Below are 20,137 nucleotides of genomic sequence, written 5' to 3'. Positions count from 1 at the left end.
CTATGTTGCGAAGCATTTAGATTTTAACTGCAAATTATATCCAGTATATACTTTTTTTTCAAAAAAATATGTTATTGTTTTTGTAATAAAGTAAACTATTACTTAAATTTACTAAGTAAATAATTTCTTTGACAAAATGAATAATGAAACTAAAGCAAATAAAACTAATTTTATCAAAAATATAATCAAAAAAGATATTGGAACAAAGAGAGTCTCTAGTGTTCTAACACGCTTTCCTCCTGAGCCAAATGGTTACCTTCATATTGGACATGCAAAATCTATATGCTTGAACTTCGGTGTAGCTGAGGAGTTTGAAGGTAAATGTAACCTAAGATTTGATGATACTAATCCTGATAAAGAAGATATTGAATATATTAATGCAATAAGAGATGATGTAGAGTGGCTAGGTTTCAAATGGCAAAATGAGCCTCGTTTCGCTTCAGAATACTTCGATAGAATGTATGAATTAGCTGTGCTACTCATAAAAAAAGGTAAAGCATATATCTGCGACCTATCAGCAGAAGAAGTACGTGAATATCGAGGCACACTAAAAGAAGCTGGTAAAAATAGTCCATATAGAGAACGTAGTGTAGATGAGAATCTCAAGCTTTTTGAAGCAATGAAAAATGGTGAGTTTGCTGAAGGAAGTAAAACACTGCGTGCTAAGATAGATATGGCTTCTGGTAATATCAATCTTAGAGACCCTGCTCTATATAGAATAAAATTCTCACACCATCCAAAAACTGGAAATAAATGGTGTATATATCCAATGTATGCGTTTGCTCACCCACTGGAAGATGCCATAGAAGGTATTACTCACTCTCTGTGTACTTTAGAGTTTCAAGATCAAAGACCTTTTTATGACTGGGTTATCGAAGAAACTGAATTTCAACAAAGGCCTCAGCAAATAGAATTTTCAAGGCTAAACTTAAACTACACTATAACAAGTAAGAGAAAACTAAAATATCTTGTAGATAGCAATCTTGTCAATGATTGGGATGATCCACGTATGCCAACAATCAAAGGTTTTAGACGCAGAGGTTATACTCCAGAATCTATCCGTAATTTTTGTGACATGATAGGGATATCTAAGCAAGATTCAATAATAGATATATCTGTTTTAGAAGAATCTATTAGAAATGACCTTAACAAAAATGCTCTAAGAAAAAATGCAGTTTTAGATCCTATAAAGGTGAGCATCCAAGACATGCCTCTTCATGAGTTAAATGTACCAAACCATCCACAAGATCCTGAGTTTGGTCGTCGAGATATAACTATATCTTCTGATATTTATATCGAAAGAGAAGACTTTGTCTTTGAACTAGAAAAAGGTATGAAAAAACTTAGCCCAAACGGTAGGGTACGACTTCTAAATGCTTATGTAATCGAATGTAAGGAAGTTATAACTAATGATGAAGGTAAAGTTACAGAACTAGTATGTTCTTATTTACCCGAAACTTTAGGCGGTAAAAAACCTGATGATGGTGTAAAACCAAATGGTATTGTTCACTGGGTTGATGCAAACAATTGTATTGATGCTGAAGTCAGAGTATATGACAGACTATTTAATCACGAGAACCCTGCAAGCTTCGATAATGTTGAAGATGTACTAAACCCTGATTCTCTAAAGATTATTAAAAATGCTAAAGTAGAAAAATCTCTAGAAAATATAAGACCTGAGCAACACTTTCAATTTAACAGAATTGGCTACTTCATATCTGATTCAAAAGATTGTAGTCATGAAAATTTAGTATTTAACAGGACTGTTACTCTTAGAAATACTTGGGAAACTAAATAAACTTAAACCATTTCTTCTTAAACCATGCTATGTAGCGTTCCTATTAACATACTTTCTAACCAAAACAATAAACAAAGAAGTTAATACAGCAATTACAACAAAAGTATCTAATGCATCTGAAATATTTGCTTTAGCAAGAACTACATTACTCTCTGGAACATAGAAATAGCTAGATAAGAGTCCACCTAACTTACCTCCAATGCCTAATGTAATGAGCCATATCCCCATATATAAAGCAACAAAACCTTTAGGTGCTATTTTAGTCACCAATGATAAACCTATCGCAGAAATACATAACTCAGATATTCCTATGAAAAAATAGCCAATAATAAATGCAAATGGAGATACTTTATCTACTCCTGGAGTAGCATAGATAAAAATTTCTATTATAAGAAAACTTAAAATCATTATCACAAATGCCATATTAAACTTATCTATATCATTAGTCATAATGTTTCTACGACCGAGATATATCCAGAGTTTACCCATAACAACAGCAAATAACAAAATTGTTACCGAAACCACACTTAATATCTGACTGGAATTCAATAAGTATTGTTTAACCGTATACTCAGTAAATAGTAGTAAGCTTATAAACATCTGGAAATATAAAGCCCAGTAAATAATAGACAATCCGAAGAATATCATTGCTACAAAGACCTTGGTAAAACTACTCTTACGAACAGATATAAATAAGATAATTAGAGAAACGAATAAGGATCCTAATACAGAAAAGTTTGCAACTTCAGGAAACTGAAATATAAAAAATAATAAAGTTATATATACAAATAAAATTACAGTAACTTTTAAAATAACTGTCAGATTAATTGTGACATCTAGTAAATGTTTATCTATTATTTTATAGCCTACTGATAATAAAATAAGCATTCCAAAACTTACCACTAAACTACTGTAGAATGCTGCATCATAACCAAAATGATCTTTAAGAGACATCGCTAAGACTAATCCTAAAAAACCACCTAGATTAATCCCCATATAAAATACATTAAAACCAAAATCCCTTCTAGTATGATCGTAAGATGAACGATCATAAAATCTTCCAATAAATGCCGCCATATTAGATTTTATTAAGCCACTACTTATACATACCAGACTTAATCCTAGATATAGTGCAGCCTGACTTACTGTTGATGCTAAAAGAAAGAATCCTACTAACATAAGAAAGGAACCGAGTAACCCCGACCTATAATACCCCAACAAACTTTCTGCAATATAGCCACCAACAATAGCTGAAATATAAATCATAGCCAATGTTGTTCCCACTAGTGAGGCAGAAACCTCTTGAGAGATATTAAATTTTTCAATAAGAAAAAATATTAATAATGATTGAACCACATAATAACCATACCTTTCAGCAAACTCTGCCAAAGCGGTCAATGTTAAAACTTTTTTTTCTTCTGCAGCGTCATGAATATCGCGCTTATAAGTCCTCATGAAGTATTTGTTCTAAAATTAGCTATAATACAATGATAGCATATCAAGTATCATTAAGTTAAAATTAGAAATCAAAATATGAGTAAATTAAGACTATAAAAACTACTCTAGCTCTAAAAGCTCTTCCCATAAAAGATACTTACCTTCAAGATCAGTATTTAAAGTATCAAGTTTTTGCTGAATTTCATTTTGCTGTGTTTGTGACTTTTGATAAAAATCCAACTCTCCCATTTGCTGTTGAATCAAAGCAATATTTGCTTCTAGCTTTTCTATTTGACTTGGTAAATTACGTAACTGTTTTTTTTGCTCATAAGTTAATTTATTTTTTGACTGTGGAGCTTTGTTTGTCTCTTTGACTGGCTGCACAAGTTGCTTTCGTTGTGCTACCCAACTATCATAGCCACCAATATATTCTTGCAAATTACCATTCTCAAAAACTATAGTACTAGTTGCAACATTATTTATAAACTCTCTATCATGACTGACAATAATTACAGTTCCTTGATAGCTTATAAGCATTTCTTCAAGAATCTCTAAAGTTTCAATATCTAAATCATTGGTTGGCTCATCAAGTATAATAACATTACTAGGCTTTGATAAAATCTTAGCTAACAATAATCTATTTTTTTCGCCGCCTGATAAGTGTGTAATGGGAGAGTGTAATCTCTCTGGAGTAAACAAAAACTTTTGTAAATATGTAATTACGTGAGTTTCCTTACCATCTATATTAATAAAATCAGAACCTTCTTTAACGTTGTCAATTATACTCAAAGACTCATCTAGCTGATCCCTTAACTGATCAAAATATGCAATTTTAATATTATCAGCTAAAGTTACTGTACCTTGCGTAGGTTTATCCAATCCGAGCAGCGAATTTAATAGGGTTGTTTTACCACAACCATTTTGACCAATAATTGCAATCTTATCACCCTTTTGAATTTCAGTGGAGAAATCTTTAAATAAAAAGTCACCTTCATACTCAAAGCCAATATTGTCAGCTTGAATAACCTTCTTGGAAGATTTATTAGCTTGAGCCACTTTGATATCAGCTTTTCCAATACTTTCTCTACGCTGTTGTCTATCACGACGCATTTGTTCTAGTGCTCTAACACGCCCTTCATTTCTGGTACGTCTTGCTTTGATACCTTGACGAATCCAAGCCTCTTCTTGAGCTAACTTTTTATCAAACTCGCTATTTGCTTTTTCTTGTGCATCTAGAATCTGCTCTTTCTTTTCAAGAAACCTCGTATAGTTACCATCAAATGAATATAAATGTCCCCTATCAAGTTCTACAATACTTTTAGCAACATTATTTAGAAACTTCCTGTCATGCGTAATAAAAAGTATCGCGCCAGTAAAGCTTGCTAAGAATTCTTCAAGCCAGCTGATTGAGTCAATATCCAAATGGTTTGTTGGCTCATCTAATAAAAGTAAGTCTGGTTTTTTTATCAAAGCTCTTGCTAGAATAACTCTTCTTTTCATCCCCCCAGATAGATCTTTAAAAGAGGCAGCTGAATCAAGATTAAGTTTAGAAGCCAAAACTTCAACATCATTTAAGTATGACCATCCATGTTTTTCATCAATATAGCTATGTAAATTTTCAAGTTTAGTAGATTCAGGATCTAACACTAAAGTCTGCTGATATGCTATCAAATGCTCACCGAGCTCTCCTAAACCTTGTAATATAACTTCTGAAACACTTCCTCTGATATCACTAGGAACCTCTTGTATCATACTAGCAACAATAGCATTATTATGAACTATTATCTCACCACCATCTGGAATAACATTACCTTCAATAATTTTAAGTAGTGATGATTTGCCTGTACCATTTCGTCCAATTAAACAGATTCTTTGTCCTTTTGTAACTTCTAAATTAACCTTATCAAGGACTATTTGAGTGCCGAAGTTTAAACTTACATTTTTAAGAGAGATTAGCTGCATTTAAGAAAAATAATCAAATTTAATTAATGCTGATTATTGTACCCTTTCACGCAAGATTTTGATAGAAAAGACAAAGATAATAGCAGCAATAAAATACATAAAGCCAGCAAATGTAATAGGTGAACTTGGCGATATTGAGGATAAGTGTCCCATCATAATATCATTTAAAAACCATGCAAGACCAAAACCTGCACCAGCTGCTCCCATAGCTTTACCTTGCTCTTTATCAGATACTGACCCTGAAATCATTGAGAGAAGAGCTGTATAACATATAAGTTGAGAAGCCGATAAAACTATTGTCAACATCCATTGTGCAATTTCATTAAAGATAATTGATACCAGAATGAATCCGATACCACAAATAACGGCAGCTCTCACAAAAGCTACTTGATTTGATACTTTTGCAAAAATTTTGGGCTGTATCAAAATACTCGCTAATGCTGTAGCTAACCCCATCACTGCATAAAATGCTCCTGTCATAGAAACATTATAACCATATGTTAGGTTTAAGAATAGAGCTACTCCCTGCGCATAAAACCCCCAAGCACACTGAATAAGAAGATATACAACTCCAACTAATCTCACACGTTTATCTGATAGTAGAAAAGATATAGTTTTATAGATCGTACCCAGCTGAATAACCAAACCTGGATTTTTTGGTAGATCTCTCTTCATGATAATAACTATAAATGTGATATTTACTAATGCTAAGACAGCAGCAAATACAAATGGTATTGTATGGCTTACTTCCATCACTGATACAAAACTAGTAATTACTGGACCAACAACAAAGCCTAAAGATGCCGCCATAGTTATGTAACCCAGATTTCGTGATCTATCCTCCTCCGTGGATACATCAATAACCGCAGCTTGAGCAATTTCAAAAGCTCCACCAGCTAAGCCACAAACAAATCTACTAGCTACAAATAATAAGTAATCATGTGAATATATCGCATACGCTGATAAAAGATAAGAAACACAAGTTGTTGATAAAGCCACAACTAATATTACCTTACGTCCATATTTATCAGACAACTCACCTATTATTGGGCAACCAATCATCAGTCCTAGTGGCCAACAAGCCAAAGCTATAGAGTAATACCAGTTTTGAAAGTTACCACCTGGATCACCAAATGTGACACAAGATTGGCCAAAGAATAGCGAAGGCATAATTGGAAAAACAAGTCCTGCTCCCATAATATCTATAATAATTGTCGTGATAAGTATGGGAATTAAAATATTTTTAGAGTGTAAGTTCATAACTTCTATAACCTCGTAACAAGTACAAATAAAAGATTTTTTAATAAGAAAATTTAAGCGTATATACTACCGTAACAAGCTTATTTTATCAATGTTTAGAGATTTGCAAAATATAGTTATATTCTAAAGAAAGCTTTTTCAACGCATTAAGGAACATCTTTATATAGAATATAAAACTCTCATCCTTATCGTTCAAAACTTTAACATCTTTTAATAAAGGTAAAATATGTCTTTCAAAACGCAACAACTCCTTATAACTTATGCGCTTACGTTTCTTAATATCTTCTGACACATCAGTTAATGATTTCATAATATAACTCTTAAATTCTATAAAAGCTGGCTCCTTATCAAGATCTGCAATTGTTTGAGGATCAAAAGAAAACTCTATGTATTCATACATAACGATCATATATCTGTATAGCCTACGAATATATAAACTCATCTTTTCAAACTCATGCACTTTTTTTGCAGATTTTTCATACTTCAGCTCTTTAATAAGAGTAAGGTGTTTTGCAAATTCGTGAAATATACTGACTCTAAGCTTTTTATGAGAATGATTACGCTCAATAAATAGAATATCAAAAAAATCATGAATCTCTGAAATTGTTTTAATATAGCTTTCTTTAAGCCTTGTTTCTGCTCTAATTGGAAATATAAACCTATTCACAAATAATGAGATCGCTATACCCAAAGATATTTCAATAGCTCTATAAATAGCAACTTGAACACCCGGCTGTTTATTTAGAATAATAATTATAAGAGTAATTCCCGCTAATGTACCAGCATAGCTATATTTAGAAGCTCCAGCAAAGTAAACAGCTAAAAATATAAATGGTAGAATTAACACTACTTGTAAAATATGATTTTGGACTGAAGCTATAATAACTAAAGCCACTAAGGCTCCAGCAACTGTCCCCAAAAACCTCATTAGTGCCTTATCTAGAGCTCCTCCTAAATTAGGCTGAGTAGACATCACAACTACAACTGTAATTGTCATCCAAAGATACATTTGCTCTATATTAAAAAAATTTCCTAACAGAAGACCTAGTGTATAAGCAATCGCAACAGCTATTGTAGCTTTAAGAGCGTTTATCGCTGCATACTTATTACTATTTAAAAAAGCAAATTGCATTTAAATACCTTTAGTTTATAAATTAACTACTCAGCACTAGCTCTAAAAGTTAACAAATCTACCTGAAATAAATACTCCTTTGTACTGTTATCACAGGCTTCTTTGCCTTACTGCTTCATATAATGCCACACCTGTAGCAACAGAAACATTTAAGCTAGAAACTTCTCCTAACATTGGTAATTTAGCAAGAAAATCACAACTAGCCTTTGTACGCTGACGCATACCACTACCTTCTGCACCAGCAACTATTGCTACAGAATCTGCCAAATTCATCGAATATAAGCTATCATCTGCCTCGCCTGCTAAACCAATAACCCATACCCCTAATTGTTTGAGTTTTTCGATTGCTCTAGCAAGGTTAGTAACAACTACAATCTTTGTATGCTCTGCAGCACCGCAAGCAACTTTTTTGACCGTTGCATTGACTGGTGCACTATTATCTTTGGGAATAATTATAAAATCAATACCTGCCGAATGTGCACTACGTATACACGCACCAAAATTATGAGGATCTTGGACATTATCTAATATTAAAATAAAAGCATTTTTATGCTGAGGAATTAGATTTTCAATATCATTCTCAGAATATGTTTTAAAATCATTTATCTCTATGGCAAAGATATTTTGATGATTTGCATCTTTTCTGATTCGTCCAGGAAGTTGCTTAAAACTATCAATAAACGTAACTTTCAAGCCTTTTGACTCAGCTTTAGAGATAATACTTTCAATCTTTTGACTAGCATTTGACTTCTTAAATACCAATATTTCTTTTGCTTGATTAGCTTCTACTAAACTATCAACAGCATGAATACCATAAATTAAACAACTCATTTAGTCTCCAAAAACTTAACTAACTTCTCTCTTAATCCATCAAACGAGCCATTACTCATCATCACAAGCTGGATATTCCTGTCTTGGTACTTAGTTAACAATTCACTTATACGATTAACAAAATCATCAACACTAACTATAAAATCAACATTACTACTATTTTTAAGAACTTCTTTCGCATCCCATTTTAGTAAACTATGATTATACAACAACACTCTATCAGCTTCTATAATTGACATCGGCAAATTATCTTTATTATCACCTTGACGCATTGTGTTTGAGCGAGGATCTATAAGAGCTATTAAATAAGCTTCTTTATCTTTATTACGCACAGCTTCTAAAGTTAGCTTAATAGAAGTTGGGTGATGGGCAAAATCATCATACAAAGTAACATTATTCTGATGAGATAATACTTCCAACCGTCTTTTAACTCCTCTAAAGCTTTCTAAAGCATTTTTTATCACTTCATCGGATATGTTTAGTTGTTTTGCTACAGCATAGGCACTCATAGCATTAAGAGCATTATGCTCACCAATTAAGTCCCAAGATATTTCGACATTATTATCATTGAAATCACATAATTCAAATCTTGAATAATCTGCTACATGTTTAGCTATTTTGATTCCATTATCAGAATTTACTCTAACTACTTCTGACCAACATCCCATTGATATTATCTTTTGAATATTCTCATCTTTGTCATTACAAATAATCTTTGCTGTTGATGGCATTTTTCTGAGTAATTGATGGAATTGCCAAAATATTGCAGCAATATCTTTGAAAATATCAGCATGATCAAACTCAATATTATTAATCACAAAAATACTTGGATCATAATGAATCAATTTTGAGCGTTTATCAAAAAAAGCCGTATCATATTCATCAGCCTCGATAACAAAATATTCTGAGTCTGTATAACGCGATGAAACTCCAAAATCACTACTAACCCCTCCAACCAAAAAACTAGGATTTAAGCCAGCTTGCTCTAGTATTTTGATAGTCATTGTTGTAGTTGTAGTTTTACCATGTGTACCAGCTATTGCAATAACTTTTTTATACTTAAGAATATTCTGATATAACCATTGTGGCCCTGAAAAATAATTTAGCTTTTCTGCGAGAATTTTTTCTACTATTGGCATACCTCTTTTCATAATATTGCCAATAATAATTTCATCAGGATTTGTATCTAGTTGATCACAATCAAATCCTTGTAGTATCTCTATACCTTGAGATTCAAGATAAGTACTCATTGGTGGATATACATTAAGGTCCGAACCTGTTACTTTATACCCCTTTTGTTTAGCTAATACCGCTAAGGAGCCCATAAAAGTACCGCAGATACCTAAAATATGAATATGTTTTGACATTAATTTTTTTTTGAAACTAACTAATAAAGTAGTTAAATTATATCAGCTTATTAAGTTTAAATATATTAATAGATCTTTTATCTTAAACTATAATTACTTGGTATTCCTAAAGTTATTATCTATAATTTATAACAAGTTTGAATATGTTAGGACATAATATATGTTTATAGAGTTTGCCCTTAAGAATCAGGTACTTAAATTTGGTGAATTCACCCTTAAATCAGGACGTATTAGTCCATACTTCTTCAATGCTGGATTATTTAACACAGGTGATCAACTTGCCACACTTGCTGATTATTACGCTCAATTGATTATCAAAAGCGATGTGAAGTACGATATCCTTTTTGGTCCAGCATATAAAGGAATCCCTCTAGTTGCAGCTATTTCTACTGTATTAGCGCTGAAATACAACATAGATATGCCTTACGCTTTTGATCGTAAAGAAGCAAAAGATCATGGCGAAGGTGGAGTATTTGTTGGTGCCGATATGACTAATAAAAAAGTATTGCTCATAGATGATGTGATGACTGCTGGCACAGCATTTCATGAATCATACAACAAGCTAAAAACTATTAATGCTGAAATAGCTGGCGTTGTACTGTCTATTGATCGTCAAGAAAAAGCTAAAGATAGCGATATTTCAGCAACTAAGAAAATATCTCAAGATTTCAACATCCCAGTTTTAGCAGTGACAAACTTTGAAAGTATTTTTGAGTATGTCAAAAAAAATCTTGATGAAACAATAATTGAAAAATTTAAACAATACCGTCAAAAATATGGCTCATAACAAAGATATTTATCTAATTTCGGATCTTCATTTAAACGCTAACCATGCTGAGATGGCTGATCTTTTTAAAAAGTTTCTAGATAGTATTACATCTACACAAAACCAGCTTTTTATTCTTGGTGACTTTTTTGATTATTGGATCGGTGATAACCATAGAGATGACTTTTATCATAAAATCACAAATTGGCTAAAAGAAGCTTCAGATCAAGGTTTAGAAATATTTTTCATGTATGGAAATCGTGATTTCTTGATTGGTAGAAAATTTGCTAAACAAAGTGGCGTGACTCTTATTAAAGATCCGTATTATATAGATATATCTAATCAAAAAATACTCTTCTCGCACGGAGATCTATTTTGTACAGACGATAAGAGCTACCAAACTTATAGAAAATGGATTGCATATAATCCTATTCTAAGATTTATTTTTAGAAGATTACCTTTATTCATAAGAGAATATACAGCAAGAAATGTGCGAAAAGCAAGTTATGTAAAAAATCGTAAAAATCCGAATGTTGATGTAACGACCAAAGGTATCGAAAAATATCGTAACAACTGTGATATTATCATTCATGGTCATACGCACAAAATGGCTATACATATGGCGGATAACTATACTAGATATGTACTTGGCGACTGGTTCAAAGATGGTAACTATATAAAAATCTCAAATAATGGTGAAATCATTCAAGTTACTACATTAAATGGATACTAATTTAACTTCAGTGCCGAATTAAAAAAGTTACTTTTATTCAAAAGCTTTTGTGTAAACCTCACAAAGCTCATCCATAGATTTATTTATTACTACTTTATATTGTTCTTTATCTAGTAGCTTCTGTAACGCCGGAGTAGCTGAGACTTGTATGTCTAATACTGGCTCAATTACACTTTCAAACTTAGCAGGGTGAGCTGTTGCTACAATTATATAATCTTTATTTGCATCTAGCTGATTTTTAGCTACAAAGCCTGTTGCAGTATGTGGACAGACTACTTCATTATACTGACGATACACTTGCTTAATTTCTTCTATGATTTCAAAATCAGAAACACATATAGCTTTAACATTTGCTTTGAAATTCTCATAACCGCCTAACAGATATAAAAGTCTTTCAAAATTACTAGGATTACCAACATCCATTGCATTAGCCAGTGTCTCAACACTTGCTCTTGGGTTAAATTCTCCAGTATTCAAGTAATCTATAACTGTATCATTTGCATTTAGGCTCATAGATATCTCACCTATTGGGAAACCCATTTGTTTAGCCCAAAATGCTGCTGTAATATTACCAATATTACCAGATGGAACTATGTAATTTGCTTTCTCTCCAGTCTGTAAATAATGCTGCCATGAGGTATAAGCATAGTAAGTAGATTGTGGTAGTAATCTACCAATATTAATACTATTAGATGTATTTAGTTTTGTTCTTTCTGTCCACCAAGGTGTCTTAAAAGCTTCTTTAACTAAACTTTGACAATCATCAAAAACTCCCTCAACTTCAACAGCTTGGATATTATCGCCCCAGCAAGTTATTTGTTTTTCTTGTCTTTTAGAGATTTTACCCTTAGGGAACATCACTATAACACGAATATTACCCTTACCGTGAAAAGCTGCCGCTACTGCAGAACCTGTATCGCCAGAAGTTGCTACTAAAATTGTAAATGGCTTCTCACTATCGATAGAGCTTAGACAATTTGCTAAAAATCTCGCACCAAAATCCTTAAAAGATAAAGTTGGCCCATGAAAAAGCTCTAAAACAGATGTTGTTTCATCCAAGCGCTTAACTGGCACATCAAAAGTAAAAGCATTATTACAAATCTTATCTAAAGAAGCTGCAAGCTGATCTCCTTTAAAGAACTCTCTCAAAGTATTTGCAGCAAATTCAGCATAGCTGATATCTTTGGTAAAACTTTGCCAATCAACCTTTGGAAATCTCTCAGGTACAAATAGTCCTCCACCTGGAGCTAATCCAGACTGCATTGCCTCACTTAATGAAACTTTGATATTTTTATCTCTTGTACTAATAAAATTCATGTCTTACCTTTATTATTTTTTCTCTAATATGTATGCACCTTTACCGCTCATAGTACTTATCCAACTATCTGACTTAAGGTTAAATTCTTTAAACTTATCTTGCATTGTTTTAGCAACAACATTCGCATCATCTTGTTTTTTTACAAGTGCAAACATTGTTGGCCCTGATCCTGATATCCCACAAGCTATTACACCAGTATCATAAGCCGCTTTTTGCACATCGTAAAATCCTGTGATTAATTTCGATCTTCTTGGTTCAATCAATATATCTTTCAGGCTTTGACTCAACAATTCAATATCTTGTGTATATAAAGCACTTATCGTAGCTGCTAAGCATGCACTATGCTCAACAATTGTAGTTAAATCATAAGGCTCTTTCAAAAGTTCACGTGCTTTTTTTGTCTCAATTGAAAGATCAGGGCAAATTATAACCACATTACAATCAACTATTGGTAAATCTATTTTTTTACACGGTTTTGAACTTTGTAATAATACCAGCCCACCAAACATACATGGCACTGCATTGTCACCATGAAATGATCCTGATATCAAACTCTCGCCATAGATAGCATAGTCAATTAAATCATCATAGTTATACGGTGTTTCAAAAAAAGCATTCATCGCGACTAGAGCAGCAACTGAAGAAGCTGCTGAACCACCCATACCAGAACCTAGAGTAATGCCTTTTTGTATATAAACATCAAAACCCATTTCAATGTCTTTATCAGCCAAAAACTTTTTAATTACAGCTGTAGCAACATTCTTATCACTGTCAAAAGGTAGTTTATCTGCGCCAGTAGCTCCACTAATTTGTTTGATAACCAACTCGGCATCATCTCTTTTGATAAGTTCGACAGTATCACCTACCCCATCTATAGCAAAACCCAGCAAATCATAACCAACTGCAAAATTTGCACTAGTTGCTGGAGCAAATGCCTTAGCTGATTTAATATTAGCTAATTTCATGACTACTTTTCTCTTATCACAGTTATAACATCGGCATATACACCCGCTGCTGTTACCTCAACACCAGCACCAGCACCTTGGATAACCATAGGTTGAGTATATCTATCTGTATTTATCATCACGATATTATCAGTACCTTTCACATTTGCAAAAGGACTAGATTCATCGTAAGCTTGGATACCTACATTTGCAACACCATTAACGATAGACCCAACATAATGCACCCCAGCAAGATCTTTCTTTTTGTCTGCAATCTGATGCATTATTTGCTCGTTAAATGCAGGAAGTTTAGCAAAAAACTCTTCTACACTACATTCACGTAATTCTTCAGGTACTAAATTTTCAATAACCAAGTCATTCAGACCTATATTTAGACCTATTTCTCTAGCTAAGATCACAGTCTTTCTTGCGACATCCATACCTGATAAATCTTGTCTTGGATCTGGCTCTGTATACCCAGCATCATAGGCCATCTTCACTGCATCTGAGAAAATTACACCATTATTTAACTGAGTAAACAAATAACTTAAAGTTCCTGAGAAAATACCATTTATAGATCTAACATGATCACCACTTTGAACCATATTTTGCAATGTAACTATGAGAGGAAGGCCAGCACAAACATTTGTTTCATATAAGAAACTACTGCCATTCTGTTTAGCGACTTTTCTAAGCTCTTGATAGAATTCATAGTTCCCTGAATTTGCATATTTATTAGGTGTAATTACACTGATTCCGTTGTTTAAAAAATTAGCATAACTTTTCGAAACATCTTCACTTGCTGTAGCATCAATCACAATTTTTTTGGTAGCCGAAGCATGAGACATAAATTCAGCCAACTTCTCTAGATTAACTTGCTCTGTATTCTCATTAAGTAGATTATCTATATTTTCAAATAATAAATTTTCATAAGAGACACGCATTTGCTTTGAGTTAGTAGCTCCTACCAATACTAAGTTAATACCTCTTGAATACCATTTTTCATAAGTTTGTTTAATTTGCTTAATAAAAGCCTTACCAATATTGCCAGCACCAATTACAGCAATTGCAATATCATCACTTACAGAATTATAGTGACGATGCATAGCTTGAACACCTCTAGCTTCATCTTCAGCTTTTACTGCAAATGTAACACTTCTCTCTGAGGATCCTTGAGCAATAGCATGTATATTAATATTTGCTAACTTAAGTGAGTTTACCAACTTTGCTAACGATCCAGTCTTAGACTTCATACCTTCACCAACTGCTGTAATCAAAGCATGATGCTTATGAACAGCAATCTCTTCAATAAGATTATTCTTTATCTCATTAGCAAACTCATGTTTTAAAGTTTCAGTTGCCCTATCAGCATTGACACTATCTATAGCAAAACATATAGAATATTCAGAGCTCGCTTGAGATATCATCATTACAGATACACCAGCTTTCTCTAGTGCTCCAAAAACTTTGAACGATATACCAGAAACACCTATCATACCAGCACCTTGCACTCGCACTATCGCCACATCTGAGACACTTGTTAGGCCTTTAATAAGACCTTGGTCTTCATCCTTGTCAGCACTAATCTTAGTACCAACCTCATCTGGTGAATAACTACTTTTTATATAAATAGGTGTTCTCTCTAGAGCCATTGGAGCTATAGTTAAAGGATGTACAACAGATGCACCAAAATAAGCAAGCTCAAGAGCTTCTTTATATGTTAATTGTGTAAGAGGTTTTGCCTCTGGAACTACTTGTGGATTAGCACTGTATACACCAGCCACATCTGTCCAAATATATAGCTTATCAGCTTGTAATAGCTTTGCAAAAATAGCTGCTGAATAGTCGCTACAGTTCAAGCCTAATATTGTTCTCTTACCAAGCTTATTTTGAGCAATAAAACCTGTGATAACATATACATCAGCAGGATTTTCAGATTTTATAGCCTCGATTGACTCCAGACTTTGTTGCCAATTAACTGTAACAGGATAATTACTATCATTGACAATCAAACATTCTGAAGCATCTATAAAATACGCATTCTTATCTCTTGATTGCAAATATAACGTAAGAATTTTAGCTGACCATATTTCCCCAAAGCCCAAAATAAAGAATCTCAAACTATCAGCGCAGAACCCTGTAATTACTATAGTACTGAGAATATGCTTAATATCTCTTAAATCTTTAAGAATCGTTTCTCTTAGGGTATTCTCAGCGGGAACTAAATCATGAAGTATAGAACTATGATGCTCAAAAATAAAATTAAGTGTTTCGCTATAATCTTGAGACTCAATTGCTTGATCTATAGCTTTTTGTAAATTACTAGTAGTTTTTGCTGATGCAGAAACTACCACAGCCTCATCGATACAACTAATTATATTCGAAACATTTTTTATCTTCTCTGATGTAGCTAAACTACTGCCTCCAAACTTATGTACTATCATATTCTATACTCTTACTCTTAACAAATATCAAATCGATTACTTTTGTATTATACTTAACCAATAAATTTTATCACTAATAATTATAGGGGTTTTATGCTTAAAGTTGGTTTTATTGGTTGGCGTGGTATGGTTGGCTCAGTTTTGATGTCTCGTATGGTTGAATCGAATGATTTTGATGATATATCACCAACGTTTTTTTCAACATCTCAAGCAGGACAACAGCCTTCAGGTTTTATGGAGAAATATGGCATACTGCAAGATGCTTACAATATCGAAGAATTAGCTAAAATGGATATACTTCTAAGCTGTCAAGGTGGTGAATATACCAAAGAAATTCACTCTAAGTTAAGAGAATATGGTTGGCAAGGTTTTTGGATAGATGCTGCATCTACATTACGTCTAGAGAATGAAAGTACCCTAGTGCTAGATCCGTTAAATCATAAGCAAATAATCAACGCTATTGATAGTGGTAAAAAAGATTTTATTGGTAGTAATTGCACTGTTAGTTTAATGTCTCTAGCAATCGCTGGTCTACTTAAAGAAGATCTTGTTGAATGGGTTAACTCTAGTACTTACCAAGCGATATCAGGCTCTGGCGCTGCAGCAATGCAAGAACTTCTCCAACAAGCTGATCTTTTGAGTAAAGCTGATGATATAAATGCAGATATCCTAACAAGAGAAAAAACTCTAAGAGAACTATCTAAAAACTCTTCAAAAATCCCTCAACAAAAAACTGTACAAACTTTAGCTTATAATCTATTGCCTTGGATAGATGTTGGTATGCCAAGTGGACAAACAAAAGAAGAATACAAAGCAGCTACAGAACTAAACAAGATTCTAGATACTAAAAAAGCAATCCCTGTTGATGGCGTATGTGTCAGAGTTCCCAGCTTAAGATCACACTCTCAAGCTTTGACAATCAAACTAAGACAGAAATTAACAACTGAAGAAATTAAGCAGAAAATATCTCAAGGTAATGAGTGGGTTAAAGTTGTAGATAATAACAAAGAAGATACTCTTAAGCATCTAACACCTCAAGCAACTTCAGGAACTCTTGATATCGCTATAGGTCGTATCAAATCATCTCTATTAGCTGATGATATATTTCATTGCTTCACGGTAGGAGATCAGCTACTATGGGGAGCTGCAGAACCACTAAGAAGAGTTTTAAATATTATTAAAAATAAAATCTAAGATAAAATATTAGAAAGTTTAGAAGATAATTATCAATCCTATTGGACTATTCCCAAACATAACCTTTTGGCAAATCACAAGATACGCCTTTTTGACTTAGCATCATAGTTTTCATATTTGTAATAGGACAACTACAATTCGCATACTCTTTTGAACCTTTTTCATATTTACATGGTTGAGTCATACAACCTGCTACATCAATATTTTGACATTTAACCCCTTCACCTGGTTTTGCGATATCATAATCCTTATTCATATCAAAACCATAAGTTGAAATTAAGTCAGCACCTGGGATAAAAGAGACATTATCATCTTGAGTATTTTGATCAGCTATATATTTACATACTGGAGCTTCTACTCCTTTACAATCACCACTACCATCCGGTAAACAAGTAGAAAGATTTTTACATTTTGAACCATCTTTACCACAAACTGCTACTGTCTTATAATAAACGCCTAAGTTCATAATTCCATCAATATTGACATAATTAGGACCTGTGAAAACCTTACATCTACAATTAGCTGTTTTTCCATCTTCGCTTACTTTACATGGCATAGCTTGATTGTTTGGATTTATACCTGTTGCTTTTGGAGAACCTGAGTAGTGACAATTTGCATAAGTAGCTTTTGCACAATATAGTTGTTTAGTTGCACTAGTTGCTCCACCGCCAGACCAAGCTGAGCCATATTCAGTAGGCTTACATAAGGTCGGATAAAAAGGCATATTACTACAGTTATCGCCACAAAATGGTCTTACAGAATCACAAAGTACATTTGACTCCATTAGTGGATACTTTATGATATCTTTACCAAAAGATACGCTTACAAGTAATACAAAAACTAATATGGCAAAAAGTCTTTTCATAATGTCCCTTATAAGTTTTCCTTAACAAATTTGACAACTTCTTCCATCTTAAAGCTTCTAGCTCCTTTGACAGTAAGTTTAGTATTTTGAGATTTATACCCATCAAGTGCTTTTAATAGATCATTATTTAACTGTTGTTTATCATCATAATATTCAACATTTGAACCTTTATACTCTTCTAAAGCAAACTTTATTAAATTTTTTTCGCCAAATAAAAATATATTATCTAAGCCAGCCTTATTGAGCCATTGTCCCATTTTACGATGATAATTCTCGCCCTCATCACCTAATTCTCTCATTGAAGTAATTGCTATAACTTTTTTACCATCAAATTCAGCTAAATCTGCTATAGCAGCTTGGACAGCACCAGCACTAGCATTATATGTATCGTCTACAAGAGTTAACTTATCATTTAGTTTTTCGGTTGAGAATCTGCCTTTATAGTTTTTGATATTTTGCGTATTTTGTAAGAAATCATTAGGTTCTAGTCCTGCAGCAACCACACTTGCTATCGCAAGCATACTATTAGACAAATTATGTTTACCTATGTTTGGTAACTGATAGCTATATTCTTTGTCAAAGATTCTAATCCTAACATCGTATAACTCTGGTGTAACCTGATAATCTAAAATGATGATATCTGCACCTTGATTACTCATTGAGCAAGTAATTTTGTTACAGTCTAATTTATCTGCATAAGCTGGTATTCTTTCATCATCAAGATTTACAATACAAAAACCATCTTTTGGCAAAGCTTTGAGAAGCTCACCTTTTTCAATCATTACACCATCTAGAGTTTTAAGATTCTCTAAATGACTAGCGCCAACATTTGTAATCATCGCAACATTAGGCTGGATAATTTCAGCAGCAGCTTTTATCTCACCTGCAACGCTTGTACCAGTTTCAATCACAGCAAAATCGACATCTTGTGGAGTTTCTAAAACTGTCATAGGCACACCAAGATAGTTGTTGAAATTACCTTGTGTAAAATGAACTTTTTTACCACCAAGTAGAGTTACAATCATTTCTTTAACCGTTGTTTTACCACAACTACCTGTCAAGGAGATAATAGGCATTTTTAAACTTTTACGATATTCCTTTGCTAACGCTCGAAGACCCTTAATAGTATTACCACAAACCACTTGTGGAATATTTATATCTTGTTTTTTTGATACTAACAAAGCTTTTGCGCCATTGCTAATAGCACTTGGAATAAACTCATGGCCATCACGATTAGCCACAATCGCGACAAATAAAGCATCTTGTTTAATTTCATTAGAATTAATACTAACAATTTGAATTGAGACATCTTTGCCGATATATTCTAAGCCAGCTTGTGTTGCTAATTGTTTTAGTGATTTGATCATTTTTTCTCCATAAGACTCATATCAAATTCCTCTTCCGATCACTGAGCGAAGTCGAAGTGTGAAGGGGAAATAGCTTTAAATAAACTATCATAGTGATAGATCATTGATCTGTCACTACAAATATTTGCTTAAACAAGCCACCCTTTCTCTACAGCTAAATCAATCTGTCCTTTTACATATTGCCATAACTCTGGAGCAATGTCTTTTAATCCTATGTTTCTACTGATAACTTTTTCTTTAGGCACTTTGCCATAAGCTACCCAACTACCACCATTATTTTGCATATTCTGCAAAACTGGGACTGCTCGCTCTATAGCTTTTGAGTATTTAGCTTCCGCTGTTTGATTATCTTCAAACTCAAGCCATAAAGCTTTATACTCATTAGCCTCATCTTCTGGTAACAATGAAAATATTTTCTCTAAAGCTTCTAGTTCTTTGGCGTTCTGGTCCTCAAGTACTGCATGATTATCAAAAGCATAAGTATCACCCGCATATATCTCAACAATATCATGAATCAATAGCATCTTAAGCACTTTTAGCATATCAAGCTCTTCACTTGCATATTCTTCTAATATAACGCCCATAAGAGTTACATGCCAACTATGTTCTGCTGTATTCTCTCTACGATTATTATCACATTTTATCAATGCTCTACGATATACGCCTTTTAGCTTATCTATCTCTTGGATAAAACTTATTTTCTTTTCTAAATTTGTCAT

General features: G+C 33.2%; 16 protein-coding genes. 4 read left to right on the top strand and 12 right to left on the bottom strand.

Annotated elements, in window-relative coordinates; all coding sequences use genetic code 11:
* Positions 1-136 precede the first annotated feature (136 nt).
* Positions 137-1,798, top strand: a complete 1,662-nt coding sequence (locus tag FQ699_RS02785) for a glutamine--tRNA ligase/YqeY domain fusion protein (RefSeq protein ID WP_146421037.1) — start codon at positions 137-139, stop codon at positions 1,796-1,798.
* Positions 1,799-1,825: 27 nt separating this feature from the next.
* Here FQ699_RS02785 and FQ699_RS02780 read toward each other — a convergent pair whose 3' ends face one another.
* The 6 genes from FQ699_RS02780 to mpl all read right to left on the bottom strand — a co-directional run bounded on the left by FQ699_RS02780 (position 1,826) and on the right by mpl (position 9,787).
* On the bottom strand, positions 1,826-3,253 hold the full coding sequence (locus FQ699_RS02780; RefSeq protein ID WP_146421036.1) for a peptide MFS transporter: 1,428 nt from the start codon (positions 3,251-3,253) through the stop codon (positions 1,826-1,828).
* 102 nt (positions 3,254-3,355) lie between these two features.
* Positions 3,356-5,197, bottom strand: coding sequence for an ATP-binding cassette domain-containing protein (locus tag FQ699_RS02775; protein ID WP_146421035.1), 1,842 nt, complete (start codon positions 5,195-5,197; stop codon positions 3,356-3,358).
* A gap of 33 nt (positions 5,198-5,230) precedes the next feature.
* On the bottom strand, positions 5,231-6,457 hold the full coding sequence (locus tag FQ699_RS02770) for an MFS transporter (RefSeq protein ID WP_146421034.1): 1,227 nt from the start codon (positions 6,455-6,457) through the stop codon (positions 5,231-5,233).
* 88 nt (positions 6,458-6,545) lie between these two features.
* The gene (locus FQ699_RS02765) at positions 6,546-7,589 is read right to left on the bottom strand and encodes an FUSC family protein (RefSeq protein WP_013923554.1); all 1,044 of its coding nucleotides are present in this window, start codon (positions 7,587-7,589) and stop codon (positions 6,546-6,548) included.
* A gap of 90 nt (positions 7,590-7,679) precedes the next feature.
* Complete coding sequence (rlmB, locus tag FQ699_RS02760; protein WP_146421033.1) at positions 7,680-8,420, bottom strand: 23S rRNA (guanosine(2251)-2'-O)-methyltransferase RlmB; 741 nt, start codon at positions 8,418-8,420, stop codon at positions 7,680-7,682.
* Complete coding sequence (mpl, locus tag FQ699_RS02755; protein WP_146421032.1) at positions 8,417-9,787, bottom strand: UDP-N-acetylmuramate:L-alanyl-gamma-D-glutamyl-meso-diaminopimelate ligase; 1,371 nt, start codon at positions 9,785-9,787, stop codon at positions 8,417-8,419. The genes rlmB and mpl overlap by 4 nt, the downstream gene beginning before the upstream one ends.
* A gap of 160 nt (positions 9,788-9,947) precedes the next feature.
* On the opposite strand from mpl, the gene pyrE reads away from it, so the two are divergent.
* A complete protein-coding gene (gene pyrE, locus FQ699_RS02750) occupies positions 9,948-10,574 on the top strand; it encodes an orotate phosphoribosyltransferase (protein WP_146421031.1) in 627 nt (208 codons plus the stop codon).
* Positions 10,564-11,286 carry a UDP-2,3-diacylglucosamine diphosphatase gene (locus FQ699_RS02745; RefSeq protein ID WP_146421030.1) on the top strand — a complete coding sequence of 241 codons (723 nt, stop codon included), beginning with the start codon at positions 10,564-10,566 and terminating at the stop codon, positions 11,284-11,286. The genes pyrE and FQ699_RS02745 overlap by 11 nt, the downstream gene beginning before the upstream one ends.
* A 33-nt stretch (positions 11,287-11,319) precedes the next feature.
* Here FQ699_RS02745 and thrC read toward each other — a convergent pair whose 3' ends face one another.
* Genes thrC through thrA form a run of 3 tightly spaced genes read right to left on the bottom strand, consistent with a single transcriptional unit; the run spans position 11,320 to position 15,992 of the window.
* On the bottom strand, positions 11,320-12,603 hold the full coding sequence (thrC, locus tag FQ699_RS02740; RefSeq protein ID WP_146421029.1) for a threonine synthase: 1,284 nt from the start codon (positions 12,601-12,603) through the stop codon (positions 11,320-11,322).
* 12 nt (positions 12,604-12,615) lie between these two features.
* Positions 12,616-13,569, bottom strand: coding sequence for a homoserine kinase (locus tag FQ699_RS02735; RefSeq protein WP_146421028.1), 954 nt, complete (start codon positions 13,567-13,569; stop codon positions 12,616-12,618).
* Between the two features lie 2 nt (positions 13,570-13,571).
* A complete protein-coding gene (gene thrA / locus FQ699_RS02730) occupies positions 13,572-15,992 on the bottom strand; it encodes a bifunctional aspartate kinase/homoserine dehydrogenase I (protein WP_146421027.1) in 2,421 nt (806 codons plus the stop codon).
* A gap of 93 nt (positions 15,993-16,085) precedes the next feature.
* On the opposite strand from thrA, the gene asd reads away from it, so the two are divergent.
* Entirely contained in the window at positions 16,086-17,186 is a 1,101-nt protein-coding gene (gene asd / locus FQ699_RS02725) for an aspartate-semialdehyde dehydrogenase (protein WP_146421026.1), read from the top strand.
* Between the two features lie 46 nt (positions 17,187-17,232).
* On the opposite strand, the gene FQ699_RS02720 is transcribed toward asd, so the two are convergent.
* From FQ699_RS02720 to FQ699_RS02710, 3 genes are all read right to left on the bottom strand, one after another.
* Positions 17,233-18,051, bottom strand: a complete 819-nt coding sequence (locus tag FQ699_RS02720; RefSeq protein ID WP_146421025.1) for a hypothetical protein — start codon at positions 18,049-18,051, stop codon at positions 17,233-17,235.
* A gap of 8 nt (positions 18,052-18,059) precedes the next feature.
* Entirely contained in the window at positions 18,060-19,418 is a 1,359-nt protein-coding gene (locus FQ699_RS02715; RefSeq protein WP_146421024.1) for a UDP-N-acetylmuramoyl-tripeptide--D-alanyl-D-alanine ligase, read from the bottom strand.
* 128 nt (positions 19,419-19,546) lie between these two features.
* Entirely contained in the window at positions 19,547-20,137 is a 591-nt protein-coding gene (locus tag FQ699_RS02710; RefSeq protein WP_146421023.1) for an HD domain-containing protein, read from the bottom strand.

Origin of the sequence: Francisella salimarina (assembly GCF_007923265.1) — a bacterium.
In the GTDB taxonomy this organism is placed as follows: Bacteria; Pseudomonadota; Gammaproteobacteria; order Francisellales; family Francisellaceae; genus Francisella; species Francisella salimarina.
Note: the sequence above shows the minus strand (reverse complement) of the source record. Positions and strands in the feature narration are given on the sequence as shown.

Bases quoted from the DNA above. Each gene is read 5' to 3' on its own strand.
- asd (WP_146421026.1), top strand. From the start codon at position 16,086: ATGCTTAAAGTTGGTTTTATTGGTTGGCGTGGTATGGTTGGCTCAGTT.
- FQ699_RS02775 (WP_146421035.1), bottom strand. From the start codon at position 5,197: ATGCAGCTAATCTCTCTTAAAAATGTAAGTTTAAACTTCGGCACTCAA.
- FQ699_RS02785 (WP_146421037.1), top strand. From the start codon at position 137: ATGAATAATGAAACTAAAGCAAATAAAACTAATTTTATCAAAAATATA.
- thrA (WP_146421027.1), bottom strand. From the start codon at position 15,992: ATGATAGTACATAAGTTTGGAGGCAGTAGTTTAGCTACATCAGAGAAG.
- FQ699_RS02765 (WP_013923554.1), bottom strand. From the start codon at position 7,589: ATGCAATTTGCTTTTTTAAATAGTAATAAGTATGCAGCGATAAACGCT.
- FQ699_RS02715 (WP_146421024.1), bottom strand. From the start codon at position 19,418: ATGATCAAATCACTAAAACAATTAGCAACACAAGCTGGCTTAGAATAT.
- thrC (WP_146421029.1), bottom strand. From the start codon at position 12,603: ATGAATTTTATTAGTACAAGAGATAAAAATATCAAAGTTTCATTAAGT.
- FQ699_RS02770 (WP_146421034.1), bottom strand. From the start codon at position 6,457: ATGAACTTACACTCTAAAAATATTTTAATTCCCATACTTATCACGACA.
- FQ699_RS02720 (WP_146421025.1), bottom strand. From the start codon at position 18,051: ATGAAAAGACTTTTTGCCATATTAGTTTTTGTATTACTTGTAAGCGTA.
- mpl (WP_146421032.1), bottom strand. From the start codon at position 9,787: ATGTCAAAACATATTCATATTTTAGGTATCTGCGGTACTTTTATGGGC.
- FQ699_RS02735 (WP_146421028.1), bottom strand. From the start codon at position 13,569: ATGAAATTAGCTAATATTAAATCAGCTAAGGCATTTGCTCCAGCAACT.
- pyrE (WP_146421031.1), top strand. From the start codon at position 9,948: ATGTTTATAGAGTTTGCCCTTAAGAATCAGGTACTTAAATTTGGTGAA.
- FQ699_RS02745 (WP_146421030.1), top strand. From the start codon at position 10,564: ATGGCTCATAACAAAGATATTTATCTAATTTCGGATCTTCATTTAAAC.
- rlmB (WP_146421033.1), bottom strand. From the start codon at position 8,420: ATGAGTTGTTTAATTTATGGTATTCATGCTGTTGATAGTTTAGTAGAA.
- FQ699_RS02710 (WP_146421023.1), bottom strand. From the start codon at position 20,137: ATGACAAATTTAGAAAAGAAAATAAGTTTTATCCAAGAGATAGATAAG.
- FQ699_RS02780 (WP_146421036.1), bottom strand. From the start codon at position 3,253: ATGAGGACTTATAAGCGCGATATTCATGACGCTGCAGAAGAAAAAAAA.